Origin of the sequence: Mycolicibacterium iranicum (genome assembly GCF_014190915.1) — a bacterium.
Lineage (GTDB): Bacteria > Actinomycetota > Actinomycetes > Mycobacteriales > Mycobacteriaceae > Mycobacterium > Mycobacterium iranicum_B.
The window spans coordinates 145,105-162,707 of sequence record NZ_JACHVU010000005.1 but is presented as its reverse complement, the minus strand read 5'-3'; the positions used below and the strand labels follow the sequence as shown (position 1 = coordinate 162,707).

Here is a 17,603-nt window from a genome sequence, read left to right as displayed (position 1 = left end):
TTCGCGAGAACGCTGGTAAACAGCTTGCCATTCGCTGATGGTATTCAGCATCGACCGCGTACATTCATTGCCGTGCAGACGGGGCAATGCCGGTGCGGCCATGAACGCGCGGCTCACGAGCATTACCGCGCCGGCACCGATTGTTCGGTGTGCGAATGTCCCCGCTTCCTTCAGCCGAATTCAACGGCTGGCTCGCCGCTGGGCCGATTGGTGGCACGACTGCGCCGCATCGGCGGCTGACGGCGACGGGCCGCCGGCAATCCGCTCTCTACCGCAGCAGCCCGGTCTCGTGGTAGCCACGGTCGGTGTTGACCCCCCACGGGTCGACGTTCTCGCCGAAGTACCGGGCAACGCTGTGCATTGCGCTCAACATGGCGTGGTCCTGATTGTCATACCGGTGCATGCCGTTTCGACCGATCGGGTGCAGCGTGGGATGCGCCTGGCGCAGATAGTCACGGATCCGCACCACGTTCCGCTCCCGACCGGGGTCATAGATCGGATAGGCGAACTTCGACCGCACGATCATCACGTGTTCGTACGACGTGTTGCCGAGACCCAACGCCTTCAGATCCTGTTCCACGATGGCGCCCAGGCCTTCCTCCCCCGCCACCCAGAGGTCGTCGTCGGGCAGGGTGAAGTACTCGAGACCGAGATACGTACCGCCGAAGTTCTCGGGCGCGAGGCCGGGCGACCACTGGCCGTAGTTCTGGACCCGACCCACGCGGAACCGGGGACCGGGGGTGTACACCCAGTTGAACGGGATGTCGTGATGCTCACGCAGCGCAACCGCCACGGTGATCACCGAGCGGTGCTTCAGCGATTCGGCGATGGCCTTGATGTGTTTGGGCGGTTCGGGTTTGAGGTGGTGAATGAGGAACCGCAACGGCATGCTCGAGAACAACGCGTCCCCGGATGCTATGTCGCCGTTCTGCAGTTCGATGGCCCATTCCCGCCCGTCGTAGCGGATCCCGACCACATCGGAGTTCAGCGAGGGCGCAACACCAAGCTGGGCCAGTCTCGTCGCGGCCGCGTCCCAGAGCTGGCCGGGCCCGAGCCTCGGATATCGAAAGACGTCTTGATGCTCGACATTTCGGACAGCGGCTCGGCGCCAGTCGATCGGCTTGATGCGCTGGTTGGCCCAGTCGCTGGCCAGACGGTCCGGGTCGGCGAGCCAGGTTTTCCGGACATAGCCGTCGAAGAACATCCGATACCAATGCAGGCCGAATTCGTCGATGCCCCACTCGCGGAACGACCCCACCCTGTCGTCGAGCCGGAAGCCGCGCCGGAAGCGGGACCACATCAGGCTGCTGGCACCTCGCAGGCCGCTACGGATCCCCAGTTGCGTCAACAGGTCTCGACCGATGAGCGGATAGGGCACGTATTCGCCCTTGACGAGCATCGCGGACCGCCGCGGCACCGAGATCCACTGATCCGCCGGAAGCAACGAGTTCCACAGATCGAGGATCTCTTCGACCCTGGTGAAGAAGCGGTGACCGCCCGGGTCTACCCGCCAGGCGCCATCGGTCGGAGTACGGGCCAAACCCCCGACGTGCGCCGACGATTCGAATACCCGGGCGGCGACACCTCGTTTCGCCAACTCCAGAGCGGCGGTCAGTCCTGCCGGGCCGGCGCCGATGATGAGCGGACTTCTGGATTCGACCATCCGCGCTACCGCCCCCGCAGCTGCGGGAATCGTCGATACTCCTCGACGATGTCGTCGACCTGCTGCACGGTCAGGTCATTGAGCGGAGTGTCCAGGAACACCAGTTGCGCGTATTGACTCTGCAACGGGAGGAATCCGCTGAGTAGGGGCTCGGCCGTCGTGCGGAGGACTAGATCGACTTCTCCGATCTCGAAGGCGTCGACGATGTCGCACCCGGTTTCGCGGGCGCGGGCGTGCGCGTCACGCAGTTCGTCCCGCGCGTCGTAGGCAGCAAGGATGTTGATGCGGAAGCTGTCGTCGGACTTCGCGCCCTCGAGCTGCTTTGCGGCGTCGACGTAGGCAGCGGGCAGGAGTGCGCGATTGCCGTGTAGACGCACGGTGCACGTGGCCATGTCGAAGTGGGTCGGGATGAGCGTGGTGAGAAAGTGCAGGGACGCCGCGTAGACCGCATCCAGTTCGGCGCTCGTCCGACCGAGGTTGGCACGGCTCAGGTTGTACACCGACACCGTCCGCACACCCTGTCGCTGCAGGCTCAGCAGGATCTCGGTGACCTTCTCGGAACCACGCCAGTACGCCTCGCCAAGAGTCGTTTCGTTGGCGTCCGCCCAGCGGCGCAATCCGTCAGGTATCAGACCCACATGAGTTGGCTTCATGCCGCACCAAGAACCCCCCGCTCAACTACCACCCCACAGCAAAAGTAATGCAGGGACGGCTGCCGCGACAAGCAAATCCAAAAATAATTGCAGAACCTAACTTTTCGCTCGGGCCCACCACAGCGTTGATCTTGTTCCGCTAACCCGGATGCCACGCTGCGCTCTATTCTTCCGGGTTCCGCAGGACAGCGAGAACGGTCAGGACCAGGATCTTGAAATCAAGGATCAGCGACCAGTTCTCGATGTAGTAATTGTCGAACTCGGCCCGGTCGGCGATCGACGTCTGACCCCGGAGACCGTGCACCTGCGCCCACCCGGTCATGCCGGCCTTCACCCGGTGGCGCTGACCGTAGCGCCGGATCCTGGCTTCGAAGAGGTCGACGAACTCCGGCCGTTCGGGCCGCGGCCCCACCAGGCTCATGTCGCCTTTGACCACATTGATGAGCTGAGGAAGTTCATCCAGCGAGGTCTTGCGCATGATCCTTCCGATCCAGGTGCGCCGATCCTCGCCTTCCACTCCCCCGGGCGCCGCGTCCTTGCGTAATTCGAATCCTGGAGTCGAGGCCTCGGCAGCCCGCATACTCCGGAATTTGAGGCAGGAGAACACTCTGCCGTCGCGCCCGATGCGGTCCTGGCCGAAGAAGATCGGCCCGGGCGAGCTGAGTTTGACGGCCAGTGCGAGGCCGAGGAAGAGCGGTGAGATCAGGAGGAGCCCCAGACCGGCCAGAGTCCTGTCCAGGCCGTGTTTCACCGCGAACTGCCAGCCGCGTGGGTCCGTCCGCGCCAACACCATCAGCGGCACTCCGCCGAGATGTTCGATATGGGCGTAGACACCGACGAGGTCGACGAGGCGGGGCACGACCCGGACCCGCAGGCCGAGTTCTTGCGCCCTTTGCGCGGTGTGCGCAAGCAACTCGTCAGAGACTGCCGACGGCGCGATCAACAGCTCCCCCGCCCGCGTTTCCCGTACCGCGTCCTCCAGGTGCGCGGTGGTTCCGAGATACGGGACTCCGAGGAGGTCGGCACTTGCCGGCGCGGTCTCGTCGAGGACCCCCACGGGCTGCAGGCCGTATTCGGGTGTCTGCTGCATGCGCACGATGAGCTGGTGGGCGATCGGGCCGCCGCCGATGATCAGCGCCGACGTCCCGAACAGGTGTGCGCGCCGCAGATAGCGCTGGACCAGCGAACGCATGAGTCGGACCGCCGGGACGAGGACGGCGGCGCACACCCAGAGGCGGACGACGACGTCTGCGGGCCGGACGTACTCCGGAACCGTGGTCCCGACCGGGAGGCGGTCGATGGCCAGCATCAGAACGGTGAGCGTCGCGAGGGCCGAGACCGCGACGGAGGTCTCAACCGGTTCGAAGTCGTCGACGAAGTGGTGACTGAGCTTTCGGCGGTACATCGACCGGGTGACGAGGACGAGCACGAGGATGGGCACGAAGGCCCAGCTCCACGCTGCGATCCCGCGATCTCCGACCGGTCCGGGTGTCCACCAGAGCGCCAACGCGACAGCGCCGGCTGCAGCAGAGATGTCCAGCGCAAGAGTCAGGGTGCGATATCCGGCTTCCGTACGCAGCGGCTGGATGAGTCGAGGGGACGAAGGCCGAGACGGGCCGGTCGAGGATATGTCCCCGCCGGGCCGTGGCGACGTGAGGCGACCGTCCGGTGCTAGCGAAGTCGACTTCAGATCTGCGCGCATCCTCGGTCCTCACAGGATTCCTACAGACCCACCTTAGGTGTGCTGGTGAAGCCGCCGCAGCGTTATGGATGGTGCAAATTTGGCTTTGCCAGCGACCAGGGAGACCACAGACGCCTCAGCGTCGGATTCTGTCCCGCGTTTCGGCGTTGCAGCTCGACGACCCGTGTTCGCGGTCTCATACCGGCAAGTCCCAGGGTTTGCCTGCCGGGAAGACTCCGACGACCTGCCTCCCGGCGATCGAGTTTCCTGAGGAATAACAGCTGACGGAGCAAGCCGGGCTCGCCCGAGGCCGCGCGCTCGGAACGTCTACTCCGTTACCGGTGCGGCTCGTAGGTGGACTCGAAGATGCGCGTGGAGGCGACCTCGGCGAGGTCGCCCAGTATCTGAACGTGCCCCGAGCCCCACATGCGAGGGCCCGGGTCGTACACGAACAGTGCTCCGACGGCGTGGCCCCAGTGATCCGTGAGCGGAACTCCGAGGTAGGAAGTAATGCGCCCCTGCCGGACACTTGCCTGACTGGCGAACAGAGGGTCTCGCCGCGCATCCGCTACGACGATAGGTGCACCGTTGGCCACGACATACTGGCAGAACAAGTCGAGGGACTGGCGTCGTGATCTGGGTACTGCGTCGACCGCGCCCACGAGGACCTGATGATCGGCACCGACGACCGTCAATGCCGCAGACGGAGCAGCCAAGGCCGCCGCAGCTGTTCTGGCCACTCGGTCGTGGTGAGCTTCGGGTCCGGAGTCGAGTAGCCCCGTGGTGTACACCGCGAGTAGGCGACCGGGATCGTTGAGAACAGCAGCCACCCTGCGCTCGTCGACTACCGGACCCCGCTCCCCCGCCCCTGCCGTCGGCGAGACAGAGGGGGTGACGCGCTCACCGGCCTCGCGGTCCGGTTGCCCGCGCCATAGGCGGTTGTGGCCGAAGTGCGGCAAGAAGGATGCCATGCGTAGAGCGTTGACAAACTTCGCCGGCACTACACCTGTTGCACCGTTTTGCGAGGAAGGGCACAGTCTTGTTCGCAGCCGATCTGTGCCAGATTCGCGCGGAGGGGTCAGTACGCTCCGGAGTGCCCGAAGACCGCTTTCACCGTCTTCACCGCGATCAGCAGGTCCGCAATCATGGACCAGTTTTCGACGTAGAAGAGGTCGAGGCGGACCGAATCCTCCCACGACAGGTCGGAGCGTCCGCTGACCTGCCATAGGCCGGTGATGCCGGGACGCACGAGCAGACGTCGCTTGGCGTGGTCGTCGTACGACTTGACCTCTTTGGCCAGCGGAGGCCGAGGACCCACGACGCTCATGTCGCGCTTCAGGACGTTGATGAACTGAGGCAACTCGTCAATGCTGTACTTCCGCAGCAGCTTGCCGATCGAGGTGACGCGGGGATCCTCACGAATCTTGAAGAGCACGCCGCCTTCGCTCTCGTTCTGCGCGGTGAGCTTGTCAACCATCTTGTCGGCACCGTCGACCATGGTGCGGAACTTGATCATCTGGAAAGGAGTGCCGTCGAGGCCTATTCGTTCAGATCGGTAGAACACAGGGCCGCGGCTCGTGAGCTTGATCGCGATCGCAACGGGAATTAGGAGCGGCAGGCCGAACAACAACACGGCACTGGAGAAGGTGATGTCGAAGAAGCGCTTCTGGAAGCGCTTGGCGCCGTGGTACTGCGGCTTCTCCACGTGAATCAGAGGCAGGCCTGAAACGGGACGCATCTGGAGTCGGGGGCCGGCGATGTCGACGACGCCCGGGGCGACGAGGAGATCGATGTCCAACTTCTCGAGCTCCCACGACAGGTCGCGGATGCCGCGACCGTTGAGACGCTCGGTTGCTGCCACCGCTACTGCGTGACTATTTGTGGCCGTCACAGCGCCGACGACGTTCGACTCGTCCCCGAAAGTGGGGATCGCCCCCACGCCTGGCACATCGATCTTCGACCTGGAGAGAGGACCGGGCACGCAGGCACCAACAACCTCGTACTCAGACGCTGGATCGCGCGCCAGAGACGAAGTCAGGTCACGGACCGCAGACGGGCTGCCGACAACCAGGACGCGGGTGATGCAGCGTCCATGCTTTGCGCGTGCCCTGACGACCAGTTGGCGCGCGACCCACCGGAAGAGACCGAGGAACAGCAAGCCGGCCGGCAAGGCGATTATCAAGTATCCCCGGGCAATCTCAAGCTTGAAGAGCATCGAGACAATAGCAACGCCGCCGAACACCGACAACGTCGCGAGCCATACTCGGCGATACTCCTCAGCGCCCGAGCCGATCACCCGAGTGGAGCGCGAATTGTTAATCGACAAAGCGACCATCCAAGTCGCAGCGATTAAGAGCGAGACGACGATGTAATCCAGGTACTGGAACGTGGCCACCTCACCGCCCAGGCCCCCGAAACGTACCCACTGTGCGAGACCGACCGCCGTCAACACTGCAATCAGGTCGATGATGAGGAGCCGACGCGCATAACCCTGCTGCCACGCCGGAACCCTGGTTGGAATCGGAACAATGTTTGCTGCGACTTCCAGCCGCTCATTGACCGCCGTCATGTGTCCCCCCACACGTTGTCCCCCTTGCGCTGCAACTTTAGCCCAAGTGCCACGCTTTCCTCAACCGAATTGACGGGTTCGCTCAGCAACAATAAGAAGCGTTGTGCGAACCTGCTCCTCCACCCGCTCGAAACCCTCACGGCGGACCCGCGTGTCGCCGCACACGGCACAAAGCTGGCCCGCGGTGTCGCCGGATGCCGAGGTTGAACACTATGGCTGCACACTGCCGGGATGTCAGTCATAGAAGGGTAAGAAGGTAACGGCTGCAACCGTCTAGCTCCGGCAGATGCTGCGAATGGACGACGGCAATATTTACGCCGTCGACGGAGAATGGCAGGTCACAGCTCGCAGAAGCAATCGCATTTGAAATGGCTGAGCGTCCTCAGCAGGTGCTTAGACTACCGTGCTCGGCTCTGCCGAATCCCGTCTATATTGGCGCAGCAGATGGATGCGATTTTCTTGTTCGACCGTTACACCACGGCGCACACCCCGACCGCATTCCGCGGCGAACGGGTCGTCCAGGGCCTCAACGGGCGGACAGATCGACGATCGGCGGCAACAAGTTCGCAATTTGAGCTGCGACAGCTCGAAAAACATCGGCGCCCTGACCGATCGGATCCGTGATGTCTCCCCGGTCCGAGGGCTGGAGAAACGGACGAAACTTTACGAGATCGGTCACTGTCTGAGCACGATGCGCCGATACGAGTCTCGATGCCTCCATAAGGGTGAATGTTTGGTTCAACTTGGACGGCGCCAATTCGAGAACGCTATCCCGATGCGCGTTGGTCATAGTCAGGATGAGATCGGCCGTTGAAGCGATCTTCGGTGTGAACTGCCGGGCTGAGAAACGGGCATCATCACCCCCCAGATCACGGAGTGCCGAAGCAGCCTCAGGATGTATCGCATGACCGACCACCGCTCTCGTTCCGGCACTGGAGGCTGACAGGCCCCGCAGCTGAGACTCGCCTGCGTACGCGGACACAAGCCGTTCAGCAGTTGGCGATCTGCAAATGTTGCCTGTGCAAACGAATAGGATGTGCAGAGTTGGGCCTCCGTTATCAATCAAGATCGCGCCCGGAATTGCTTACCGACCGCCAAGAAGACGAAACGTCGACCCACCTTCTGTGGACGGTCTACGTTCACCCGGCGCGATACTAGCCCTTCCTCCGCCATACCCGTGGCGACGCTCCGCGCATCGTCCATATCAGCATTACTGCTGTTGAGGCCACCACACGCGGAGCGCCCTACAGCTTCACTGACCGGCCCCTATGCCACAGTTGCGGAGTGAAACTTTACGCTGCCGTTGCCGTTGCCGTGCTCGTGCTGGCGACGCCCTCGTGCGGACATGAATTGCCGGAGTATCAAACGCGTTTGATTCAGCCGTCGGAGTCATTAGCGCCCCGGACAACTCCTGCAGCGAGTGAAGCGCCACCGCCCCAAGCTTCATTTTTCGACGACTTCAACCGCCCTGACACGGCATTCGGGCTAGGGGACGGGTGGGATCTGCGAGGGGCTGAACCCCCCACCAGCGCGCGTGCACTAATTAATCAAGCGCAAGATGGGTTCATATCGAGCGGTCGGTTCACCTACGCCGGTAAAGACGTGGTGTCCGCCATGCGGCAATTCCGGGGAAAGGTGCTACGCGTTGGCGCTTTTGGGCGCTGGACCCGCGCCCAAAGGGGCGCTGAGAGCACCATGGCAATAGCGATCACTCCAACAGAGCGCCTGACCTACGACATGGTGCACTTGGCCGTAAATCGATCAGTCTGGGAACTAACGGTTCGTCGGCGAGGCGGCCCGCTCGAATCTGTTGCGACGGGGCAATTTTCGCCCATCCTGGCCATTGACCGCGAGTACCAGTTTGAGGTCGAGGCTGACGAGCGCAGCGTTACAGTTCGAGTGCCTGGCCGTGAAATAACACAAAAAGTCGCTTTGAGCGGCCTACTCGGAGACCACGCATACTGGCAGCAATACCCCGACCGGAAGCCGGCGGGGGTCGTATTCGCATTCGATTCAGTCTGGGCGGCCGAAGCGGGCCATACTCTGAGGCCGGTCCACCGATAGGGACGTCGCGCTCTCCCACTAGCAACGAATTATCCTCGTGCGGTGTCATCGCGGAACGCTTAGAGAAGTATGGCACAGTGAAGATGTGAAACGATGCGCCGCTGCGATGGTCCTCGTTGTCTCAGTAACGTCGGCGTGTAACAGCGCTGAAAGCGATCAGCGTTCAACCCTGCCCTTCTTCGATGCTTTCGATAGGCCAGACTCCTCCGAAGGTTTGGGCGATGGCTGGGACATGCGTGGGCCGTATGTAGACGCGTTTCCACTTCCACCCGCTACGGACGGGTTCCTCGAGGACGGGGCGTATACGTACGCCGGAAACGCAGTCGTGTATGCAGTCCGGCATTTCAACGCCCCGGTGCGGCGGGTAGGCGCATCGGGTCGGTGGAGGCAAGCGCGACCGGGTTCAGAGACTACCCTTGCTATGGCCATCACTCCCAACGACAAGTTGGTGGCCGAGATGGTCCATTTCGTGGCTAACCGCGGGGTCTGGAAGCTCACAGTTCGACGTTCCGACGGGGCGTTCGAACCTGTTGCCGAGGGCGCATTCAAGCCAACACTCGCCCTAGACCGTGACTACGACTTCGAGATCGAGGCGTCGGATCACGCTGTCACGGTGCGCGTTCCCGGTGACGTCATTACCACGGAAGTCCAGACGGTCGGGTTAACCGGAGATCGCGCATTCTGGGAGCAGTACCCGACGTCGACCCCCGCCGGCGTTGTATTCGGGTTCGACCAAGTGTGGGCCGAGTGAGACTAATCTTTCACGAAGCTCACTACCAGACAGTCACGTTCCCGAACGAAGGTTTCGCATACGCGAAGTAGACCCGTCAGAATGAGCTTCATTGGAGCAGAATCGATGAGACGACTGCGCCGATACTCTATTTCGTTGTCATCGCTGTATAATGCAGCTTTTAAATTCAGCCGAAACCACGACTCGGGCGTTCGACTCCAAGTACTGCTCATCTGCAGGCCATATACAGCACCCAGCTGAGCCAACGACGCTGCGGTGTAGTGCGCCAGGTGGAACGGGGCAAACCAGCCGCTCACCCAATGCCTTCCGAACACCCTGCGCCAAAAACTTGCGGCATTTGGAACCGCGAGGTGAAGTTCGCCCCCCGGTTTCAGTACTCGGCTCAGCTCCTCCATAAATCGGCGAGGACTTCGAACATGCTCGAAGACCTGCATAAGGTAGACGATGTCAAACGATCGGTCAGAGAATGGAATGTTATCGAAGCTGTCCACTCGGCGAACATTGAGCCCCGCTCGCGAGGAAGCTTCGAGCAGGACATCTGATATCTCCGCCCCCACGATGTCGACACCTCGGGCGTCGAAATAGGCAAGGTACGTTCCACCACCGCTTCCGTAATCAAGAACTCTTGCGCCATCAGGAATTTTCAGGAAATCCCTCGGGTCCACGTCACCGGAAAATCGATGATAGGCACGCCGCAGACCTGGCCTTCGACTCCCAACCCCGGCGCGGACTTCCACCCTGTCCCCTCTGGTGTAGGCGCTGTAGAACTCACCAAGTTCGGCGTCGGAGGGCATCGGATTCATAGACATAGTCCCGCATCTCCGGCAGCGGACGATAGGCCAGCTCCCCTTGAGCCCCTTCCTGCGATCTTCGGGTGTCTCGACAATGTCACGGGGCGAGCTCGCGTCGCACACGGGGCAGCGGAAATTTGAAGCAGAGTCAGTCACTTCCGCTCCCTCATCTTCAATTCTCCCCGGTCACCGTAGACGATGACGCCCGGTGGGATATGACCACTGACGACCGTCCCCGCGCCAACGACCGCGCCGTCGCCGATCTGCGTTCCCGGCAAGACGACGGCATTCGCACCGATCCACACATCATTACCTATTGCGACAGGTCTTTCTTTCCACGCTTGGTAGCGGATCGGAACGCCATTCGATGCAATGCCGTGGTTCGCCGCCACTACAAACACACCGGGTCCCAAAATCGTGTAATCCCCGATAGTAATTTCAGCTTCAAAGCCCGCGATAAGGGCTGAGAAAGCCGACACTTTTACATGATTGCCCAACTTGATGCGCGACCCATTCACAAGCCAGGTCTGGCGGTCCAGCACGCATCCACGTCCCGCCTTCATCTTGCGTCGAGGCGCTGCGTGCAAGCGCTCTACATCGGCGAGCAATTCAGCAAGCATTCGGATTGACCGGCTGATAGTTAGCGGCAGCCGGACAGCGCCCTTGATAAGAACCAGCGCACGGAACAGCCGCTCGCGCCGGCGCAGGCTCGCCACTTCGTCGGATTTCAGAGCCCCGGTATCGGCGCGCCAACGGTCCACGCCGAGTTCGCTAAAGCGCTGACGAGCTAGCGCTGCCCTCAGGTTACCGAGGTTCATCGCGTAAACGTCATTGCCGCCGATACACACCGAGCCGCGTGCACATGGTGGCGCCACCCACGATGCGTGCCGACATTCCGCGGCACTAGGTCCGTCCTCTTCCAGGCAAAAAATCTTTCGACCATGCTCCGATCCTCCCCCACGGCGAGCGCTCTGCAGTCTGAGACGTGGATACGCCGGCGACGGCTTGCATCATAGAAGCAGTACCACTGACTGGCGTCGTACGCCCACAACAACCACACAAGGAGGAACCCCCCCGACGCGGCCCTTGGTATAGGTGGTGTATCCCTCAGCCCGCGCCTGCCTCTAGGCCCATGCCCCCCTGACGCTACCCTCACCACTTGGCAGCGTTGCCACCCAGAGGCGCAGTGAGTACGGTAAACCTTCGGGGCGTAATAGACACAGACATGACACGGGGGGCGATGTCAGAACAATTGCCGGCGCATGTTTCTGCCTCCCGATGTCGTGCATGTTCGCCGGCGCCTCCGCCTGCTGACAGTCGAATGAGGGCGGAGCGTCCTGCCGATGTTTCCTGGGCCGCTGAGCGCACCGACACCCGGCTTTCCGAAGGCTTTGTTCGTATAACCGTTGATAGTTGCTGCGGTCTGCGCCGTCGTTCACGGAGTCAGCTATGGCCGTATTAGGCGTGTCCGCGTTCCTTATTATCCTTTTTGTTGGTTTCATCAATGCGCCGCATGATTGGAAGGGCGCGAAACCGATATTGTCCACCTACGTTGTTGCGCTCATCGCAATAGCGCTATACATAGCTCTCCCTGCAGTTCTGGTGTTGACATCCGGCACCTATACGTGGGCTGTCGGATACTATTCAGAAGATCATTTCGCAAAAGCTATATGGCTGAGTGTGTTGGCGTTACTGGCGTTCCTTTACGGGAATCTACTAGCCCGACCCAGGAAATTCGCCACCATCGAGCATCAAGTACCCCATCCCCGCGATGACGTGGCCAACCCGCCAGGGGAATCGAAAGATTTGCTTCTTTATTCATTGCTGATTGTCGGGCTCGCATTGAAGTTCTACCTCATCATCACTACCGGCGGCTTCGAGAGCTCGGTGACCAGATTCTCGGGATACGCCAGAGAGTTCTCGGGTGTCAGCCACCTTGACGCAGAGGCCATCTTGCTCCGCACCCTTTCGGGCATCGCCGATGGTGCAGCAACTTGGGGTGTAGTACAGGCGCTAAAGCGAGGCGCACATGAAAAGGTGTGGCTGCTCATCCTGTTGGCGACCCTGGTTCTCAGCTACATAACCATGGGCAAACGTCTAGTTCTGCTCCTGCCACTGGTTTGCATACTGCTCGCCTACAACACCTACCGCCGATCCCTCACTACTCGCCTTGTGCCCCTTGTGCTCGCTTTCTCGATCAGCGCCGGTTTTATCACCCTGATGGCGCGCGCATTTTTGCCTGCCTCCGTTCTCGGTTACGATATAAACCTCGAGAACGTTGAATATTCCGGCGGCTCGGTTGTCAGATTTTACCTTTACTCGCTGGAGTTCAGCTCTCTTGAGATGATATCGGTAGCTATGCAGGCCGGCGATCAGATTAATGACTTGTTCGGCGGCGCCTGGAACGCCGTAACCACGACCAATTTTGAGCCGTTCTTCTACTCAGTGCCGCGAGCGGTGTGGCCCGAGAAGCCAACTGTGTTCTACGATCTGTCGTACGGGGTAAGTGCCGTTCTGGGCGATACCTCGTTTGAGGATCCCACAGTCGGATACGCATCGACGCTCATCGGCACCTCCTATATCATGGGGGGAATCATTCTGGTGATTTGCGCGATGTTTGCATTCGGCTATTTGACGGGCCGACTCGACTCAAGCCTTAATCGCCCGTCGCCAACGGAAATGTCTATCGTTCTATACGCGATCGCACTTGTTGTTGTTTTTCACCTATTCCGCCAAGGAACGTTAGGGTGGACTTTCATAGTCTCCGTGGTACAGCAATACGGAGCAATAGGGGCGCTGATCGCGTTAGCGTGGCCGCGCACGGGGGACAATGAACCGCACAGGGCTCGCTTCGCATCAAAAACAGCGGTCAAGTGAACCTGTTCCTAGACGCACCGCTGAAAGCGGAGGCGCAAGTCATATTTTCGTCCTTGGCGACGACAATCTACCGACCTCTCTCAACGTGACGAACTCCAGACCGGGCGCATGACAGGGCATATCGACGGCTACCAGCGTCGCACCTCAGCCCTCACGGTCATATCTTCAGTGACGACTGCCATCACGCTATTCGCAATCTTCCGCTTTACGGCAGAGATACTCGCCGTCACCTGGATCGGTGCATGGTCGCTGCTGCAAGGATTATTTCTTATCGCACGCATCAGCGATTCGGGCGCCGGAAGCAATATATCTCGCGTGATGGCGATGCGCGTAAAAGAAGGTTCACGACTTGACCTGAGAAATTTCGCTGCAGCGTCGCTAGTTATTGCAAGCGCACCATCGATCATCTTCTCGCTGCTGACCGCCCCCATAGTGGGCCTCTACGTTGTACACCAGTTCGGGTTTGAACTCGGTCGAGAAGAGCTTTGGACGCTAGTTTGGCTAGCCCTGTTGAATTCATCCGTATCTGCTTTGGCTACAGTCACGCTTGCCGTATGCGAGGGCGTATTCCAGCTCAATTACAAGAGCATGGCCATAATCGTCAGCAACTTTGTAGGCGTGATCTCATTGGTTCCACTACTCCGCGCTGCTGGGCCCGCAGGTATTGGCTGGACATACGTCGTAATATCCGGTACTCAATTGCTGCTGGCCGCGATCCGAGTTATACGCATCGCAGCACCGGAAGCAAGATTCAGCCTGCCATCGATAAAAAGTCACGTGCGAGAGCTCTGGCGAGAGAATCTGCACCTATCAGGTATTGCCCTGATACGCCTATCGTTTGAACCAGTAACAAAATTTCTGCTCAGTTTGTTTGCACCACTCCTGATCATTGCCCAATTTGAATTGGCTCTCCGCGTCACTACGCAAATTCGCATAGTTGTTCAATCTGCTCTACAGCCACTCGTTGCGCTAGGCGCGCGGTCGGTGCGCGAGACCCACCCAGACATCCACGATATATTTGATCGGAACGATCGATTACTGTGCATTATTTCCATTGGCTTGCTGATGGCTCAGATCCTCGCCGCCCCAGCCATACAGACGGTCGGAATGGGATCCAACAGCACAATTTTCTTGGTCTTTTTCGCAATTCTGGCCGCCGGCAACGCGGTCAACACCATGGGGATAGCAGGATATTACTGGCAATTGACTAGCGGAGCCCTCATCCCCCTCGTCCGGGTACAGGCTGTTATGGCATGCGCAAATATCTTGGTTGGATCGCTAGGACGACTTTTCGAGTCGGCAACCTTGATAGTAACTGCTTATTCAGCCGCCTTCTTAGTAGGAGGACTGGCATCCCGGTCATTCCTGCCTCAATCTTCTTTTAGAAAAATTCTTGCGTGGACGCTAATTGCTTTGACCAGCGCGATGGCGTCGGCCGTACTAGTGCTGTTTGTTGGCCCGACATCCTCCGTCGCCGTAGCCGCCCTTCTCGGTTGTAGCGGCGTGTTCGCGGTAGTTTGTTTGATGATCGTCTATCACGTATCCCGGAGGGGCATTAAATGAGCGTCGTGCGGACAGCAGTACTCGTAACGGTCCACAATCGAGTCGAGACAACTGTTCGAGGACTAACGAAGCTGGCGGAACTCGCGGACGAACTTTCAGATGAATTTGCCTTCGATGTCTTCATGGTAGACGACGGCTCGACAGACGGGACGAGTGCACGGGTGCGGGAGATCCCGTTAAACATATCGATAATCCCGGGCTCTGGATCACTTTATTGGAACCGGGGTATGGCACTAGCATTCGCTACCGCACAAGCGTCGAATAAAAGTTTCGATGCATATATGCTGTATAACGACGATGTTTTGTTGGACGAGAATTTCATCGACTTCGTTCGCGAATATAAATCGATGCGTCGATCGATACTTGTAGGCGCATTCCGCGAGCCGGGAACGAATGAGATTAGCTATTCGGGTTTCGTGCAGCTGAGCCGTCTTCGCCCGACATCATTCTCGAAACCGGAGATCGAAGGCACCCGGGTGCCAGTGGACACATTCAACGGCAACCTTGTGATGATTCCGGCCGATGTCTTTGAAGAGTTAGGCGGCCTCGATCCGAAATACACACATGCATATGGCGACATTGACCTCGGTCTGAGAGCTAGGGCTATCGGAGCAAGGTCATTTGTCTATGGGAGGCCAGTCGGGGTTTGCGAGCGCGGACCGAGCCTGGACAGCCGCATCAGAGCGGCGAGAGGCCGTGCGAGATGGAATCTTCTATTCGGGTACCCACACGGGCCGGGTTCTCACATCCGGTTCACTCGCAAACACGGTGTCCCGCTGCTTGTCCCTATATATGCCGCGGGTGAATTTACGAAACGCGTCAAGAAGCTGCTCTGGCGACGTGGCGCATAGCGCAGCCGCGGAGGATCAATATGTGACGACTAACGATCAATGTCAACTGCGATGCAGTTGTTCGGGCAAGAATAGGACGTTATTGAATGTTCGCCGTGAGACGTACTGGCTCAAATAGGAATCAACGTTCGTAGGCACCGCACCGTCGGCCGAGGCAAGGAACGGGGAATAACCATAAAGTGCCATCTCGTCAAAAACATCTCGCACCGAGTGACCAAATCTATTGATCCACTCTGGCTCAGTTTCGAGGTACACCACGGGCCGACCCACTCGAAGCAAGTTTGACGCCCCCCTCAGCACCTCGAGTTCCGCGCCTTCGACATCGATCTTTATGAACCCAACATCGCCGGGCCGTAAACCGCAGGCGCGCAGATCGTGATCTAAGGACACCATCTGAACCTGCACAACACCGGCTGAAGACACGGCGTCCGGATCAATATGCGTTTTGCCCGTGAGTGGTTCGTCGGCGTCAGTACGCCACCGAAGGTTGATCGTGCGCTCGGTATCTCCAACCGCAACGTCTCTGACACGCACATTGCGGAGACGCAGGATCCGCAGCGCCATTCTCAGCGCTCGTCCGTAATGTGGTAGGGCTTCGTATGCCACCACGGTGCCGTCATCACCGACGCGCGCAGCCAAGTTCGCTGCCCAGTTGCCAGAGTGTGCGCCGATATCGAGCGCGACTCGCCCTCGCAAGTCGAGATCGTCAAGCAGCTTCATCTCCGGTACGTCTGCCTTGCCGCCAGTGAGCCGACGTGCCCATACTGCCGCATGTAGACGCGCAGCGACCCCTGCACGGAAGCGACCGCCAGCCAGCAGATAGTCCAGGACCTTACTCAAATTCGTGCCACTTTCTTGGTCTATCTCCGATGCACATTTCGTCCGCGCTGACTCATCGGAGCCTGCCCACGGCGAACGTCAATGATATGTCGTCCGCGACCGCGCTTGTTGCGTGACTACAAGGACTGGTTATGCACCGATGAACCCCGCGATCTGCATGATGGATGAGCCAAAATAGGTTTCGGTCAATGCGTTTTCGACCTTGGCGTCCCACAGCTTGGAAGAACGCTCCTCCCGCCCGAGGTGTTCACGGATGATGCTTACCCATTCGCCCGGATCATCATTGACGATGCAGCACTCCCTGATTGCAGCCGGTTGCCCCACAAGTCCTTGGGCCGTGGTCAGCACGGGCACGCCGTGAGCTAGTGCTTCACCAACTTTGATCTTCCCTCCAGATCCAGAAGCGGCAGGAATTACCGAGAACATAGCGTCCGCATACAGACCGGTGAGCGAGGGCGCATTGGCCACGACCTGGATGCCCTTTCTCTCCAGATCGCTCACCAATCCAACAGCGGGATTGCGTCCGGCAACGATGAAATCGACTTCAGGCGCCGATTCTTTTAAGGCCGGCCATACGCGAGTTGTGAACCATTCAAGGGCTTGCAGGTTCATATTGACGTTCAGTGATCCCACGTAGAGTACGCTCTTGCGACCCGTCCACGTGGTTGGCTCATACCGGAATAAATTGTTGGGGACTACAAAATGTCGCGTTTGGCTGGAGCACAACCCCGCAACCCATTCGCGGTCACTCTCGGACACCGATACAGTAGCGTCGATATTCGCTGCCGCCTGCTTTATGATTCTTTCCGAAATGGAAGCTTGTCTTCTGATAAATATTGGCTTCGCAAACCCTGCAGTCCTTGCGGCGACCGATTCAAAATATTCGCGCTCATTGTTATGTGTATCGAAAATGACATCAGCGGTTAGGCCGCGCTTACCCCGCACGAATTCGAGAAGGGCAGGGTAATGCACAATTATGTGCGTGAATTCGCCAACATCTGGCACCGCCCAATTGCGCCCATTATATTTTTCGAATAGGTAATGTTTTCGTGTGAACAAGCTGCGGAGCAGCGCTCTACCGTTGGGCAACTCCCGGGCCGGCGCTGCGATGCATTCGGTAAAAACTCCATTTTCAACGCGAAAAACGCCGGCCTCGGTCGCAAGAGTAATTGGCCATATCTTGGATAAGTGTATGGCCTGAAAATGTCCGCGCATTCCGACCCCGCTGTGTGGGTGCGCATACACCTGTGGTGAGATAATAAGAACGCGGGGTTCGGTTTGCGTTGGTCTCGGACCCGTA

14 protein-coding genes are annotated in these 17,603 nt (G+C 59.4%); 4 read left to right on the top strand and 10 right to left on the bottom strand.

Annotation, left to right across the window (positions count from 1 at the left end; translation table 11 throughout):
- Positions 1–268 precede the first annotated feature (268 nt).
- The 6 genes from FHR72_RS13745 to FHR72_RS13720 all read right to left on the bottom strand — a co-directional run bounded on the left by FHR72_RS13745 (position 269) and on the right by FHR72_RS13720 (position 7,632).
- Positions 269–1,663, bottom strand: a complete 1,395-nt coding sequence (locus FHR72_RS13745; RefSeq protein WP_183468850.1) for an NAD(P)/FAD-dependent oxidoreductase — start codon at positions 1,661–1,663, stop codon at positions 269–271.
- Between the two features lie 5 nt (positions 1,664–1,668).
- Positions 1,669–2,301 carry an undecaprenyl diphosphate synthase family protein gene (locus FHR72_RS13740; RefSeq protein WP_311736138.1) on the bottom strand — a complete coding sequence of 211 codons (633 nt, stop codon included), beginning with the start codon at positions 2,299–2,301 and terminating at the stop codon, positions 1,669–1,671.
- Positions 2,302–2,479: 178 nt separating this feature from the next.
- Positions 2,480–4,018, bottom strand: coding sequence for a sugar transferase (locus FHR72_RS13735; RefSeq protein WP_183468846.1), 1,539 nt, complete (start codon positions 4,016–4,018; stop codon positions 2,480–2,482).
- A 314-nt stretch (positions 4,019–4,332) separates the two neighbouring features.
- On the bottom strand, positions 4,333–4,968 hold the full coding sequence (locus FHR72_RS26835; RefSeq protein ID WP_183468844.1) for a GAF domain-containing protein: 636 nt from the start codon (positions 4,966–4,968) through the stop codon (positions 4,333–4,335).
- Positions 4,969–5,075: 107 nt separating this feature from the next.
- Complete coding sequence (locus FHR72_RS13725; RefSeq protein WP_183468843.1) at positions 5,076–6,566, bottom strand: sugar transferase; 1,491 nt, start codon at positions 6,564–6,566, stop codon at positions 5,076–5,078.
- Between the two features lie 526 nt (positions 6,567–7,092).
- Positions 7,093–7,632 (bottom strand): arsenate reductase/protein-tyrosine-phosphatase family protein, encoded by a 540-nt coding sequence (locus tag FHR72_RS13720; RefSeq protein ID WP_311736137.1) that lies wholly within the window; start codon positions 7,630–7,632, stop codon positions 7,093–7,095.
- Between the two features lie 1,419 nt (positions 7,633–9,051).
- On the opposite strand from FHR72_RS13720, the gene FHR72_RS13715 reads away from it, so the two are divergent.
- Complete coding sequence (locus tag FHR72_RS13715; RefSeq protein WP_183468841.1) at positions 9,052–9,381, top strand: hypothetical protein; 330 nt, start codon at positions 9,052–9,054, stop codon at positions 9,379–9,381.
- Between the two features lie 2 nt (positions 9,382–9,383).
- Here FHR72_RS13715 and FHR72_RS13710 read toward each other — a convergent pair whose 3' ends face one another.
- Both FHR72_RS13710 and FHR72_RS13705 read right to left on the bottom strand, forming a co-directional pair.
- Positions 9,384–10,184 (bottom strand): class I SAM-dependent methyltransferase, encoded by an 801-nt coding sequence (locus FHR72_RS13710; protein WP_183468839.1) that lies wholly within the window; start codon positions 10,182–10,184, stop codon positions 9,384–9,386.
- 140 nt (positions 10,185–10,324) lie between these two features.
- Positions 10,325–10,990 (bottom strand): acyltransferase, encoded by a 666-nt coding sequence (locus tag FHR72_RS13705; RefSeq protein WP_260156028.1) that lies wholly within the window; start codon positions 10,988–10,990, stop codon positions 10,325–10,327.
- A gap of 631 nt (positions 10,991–11,621) precedes the next feature.
- Here FHR72_RS13705 and FHR72_RS13700 point away from each other — a divergent pair.
- The 3 genes from FHR72_RS13700 to FHR72_RS13690 all read left to right on the top strand — a co-directional run bounded on the left by FHR72_RS13700 (position 11,622) and on the right by FHR72_RS13690 (position 15,463).
- Positions 11,622–13,049 (top strand): hypothetical protein, encoded by a 1,428-nt coding sequence (locus tag FHR72_RS13700; RefSeq protein WP_183468837.1) that lies wholly within the window; start codon positions 11,622–11,624, stop codon positions 13,047–13,049.
- A gap of 168 nt (positions 13,050–13,217) precedes the next feature.
- Positions 13,218–14,612 carry a hypothetical protein gene (locus FHR72_RS13695; RefSeq protein WP_183468835.1) on the top strand — a complete coding sequence of 465 codons (1,395 nt, stop codon included), beginning with the start codon at positions 13,218–13,220 and terminating at the stop codon, positions 14,610–14,612.
- Positions 14,609–15,463, top strand: coding sequence for a glycosyltransferase family 2 protein (locus FHR72_RS13690; protein WP_183468833.1), 855 nt, complete (start codon positions 14,609–14,611; stop codon positions 15,461–15,463). Before FHR72_RS13695 ends, FHR72_RS13690 begins: the two co-directional genes overlap by 4 nt.
- Positions 15,464–15,505: 42 nt before the next feature.
- Here the strand turns inward: FHR72_RS13690 and FHR72_RS13685 are convergent, their stop codons facing one another.
- The gene (locus FHR72_RS13685; RefSeq protein ID WP_183468831.1) at positions 15,506–16,183 is read right to left on the bottom strand and encodes an FkbM family methyltransferase; all 678 of its coding nucleotides are present in this window, start codon (positions 16,181–16,183) and stop codon (positions 15,506–15,508) included.
- A 249-nt stretch (positions 16,184–16,432) separates the two neighbouring features.
- Entirely contained in the window at positions 16,433–17,518 is a 1,086-nt protein-coding gene (locus tag FHR72_RS13680) for a glycosyltransferase (protein ID WP_183468829.1), read from the bottom strand.
- Positions 17,519–17,603: the final 85 nt, after the last annotated feature.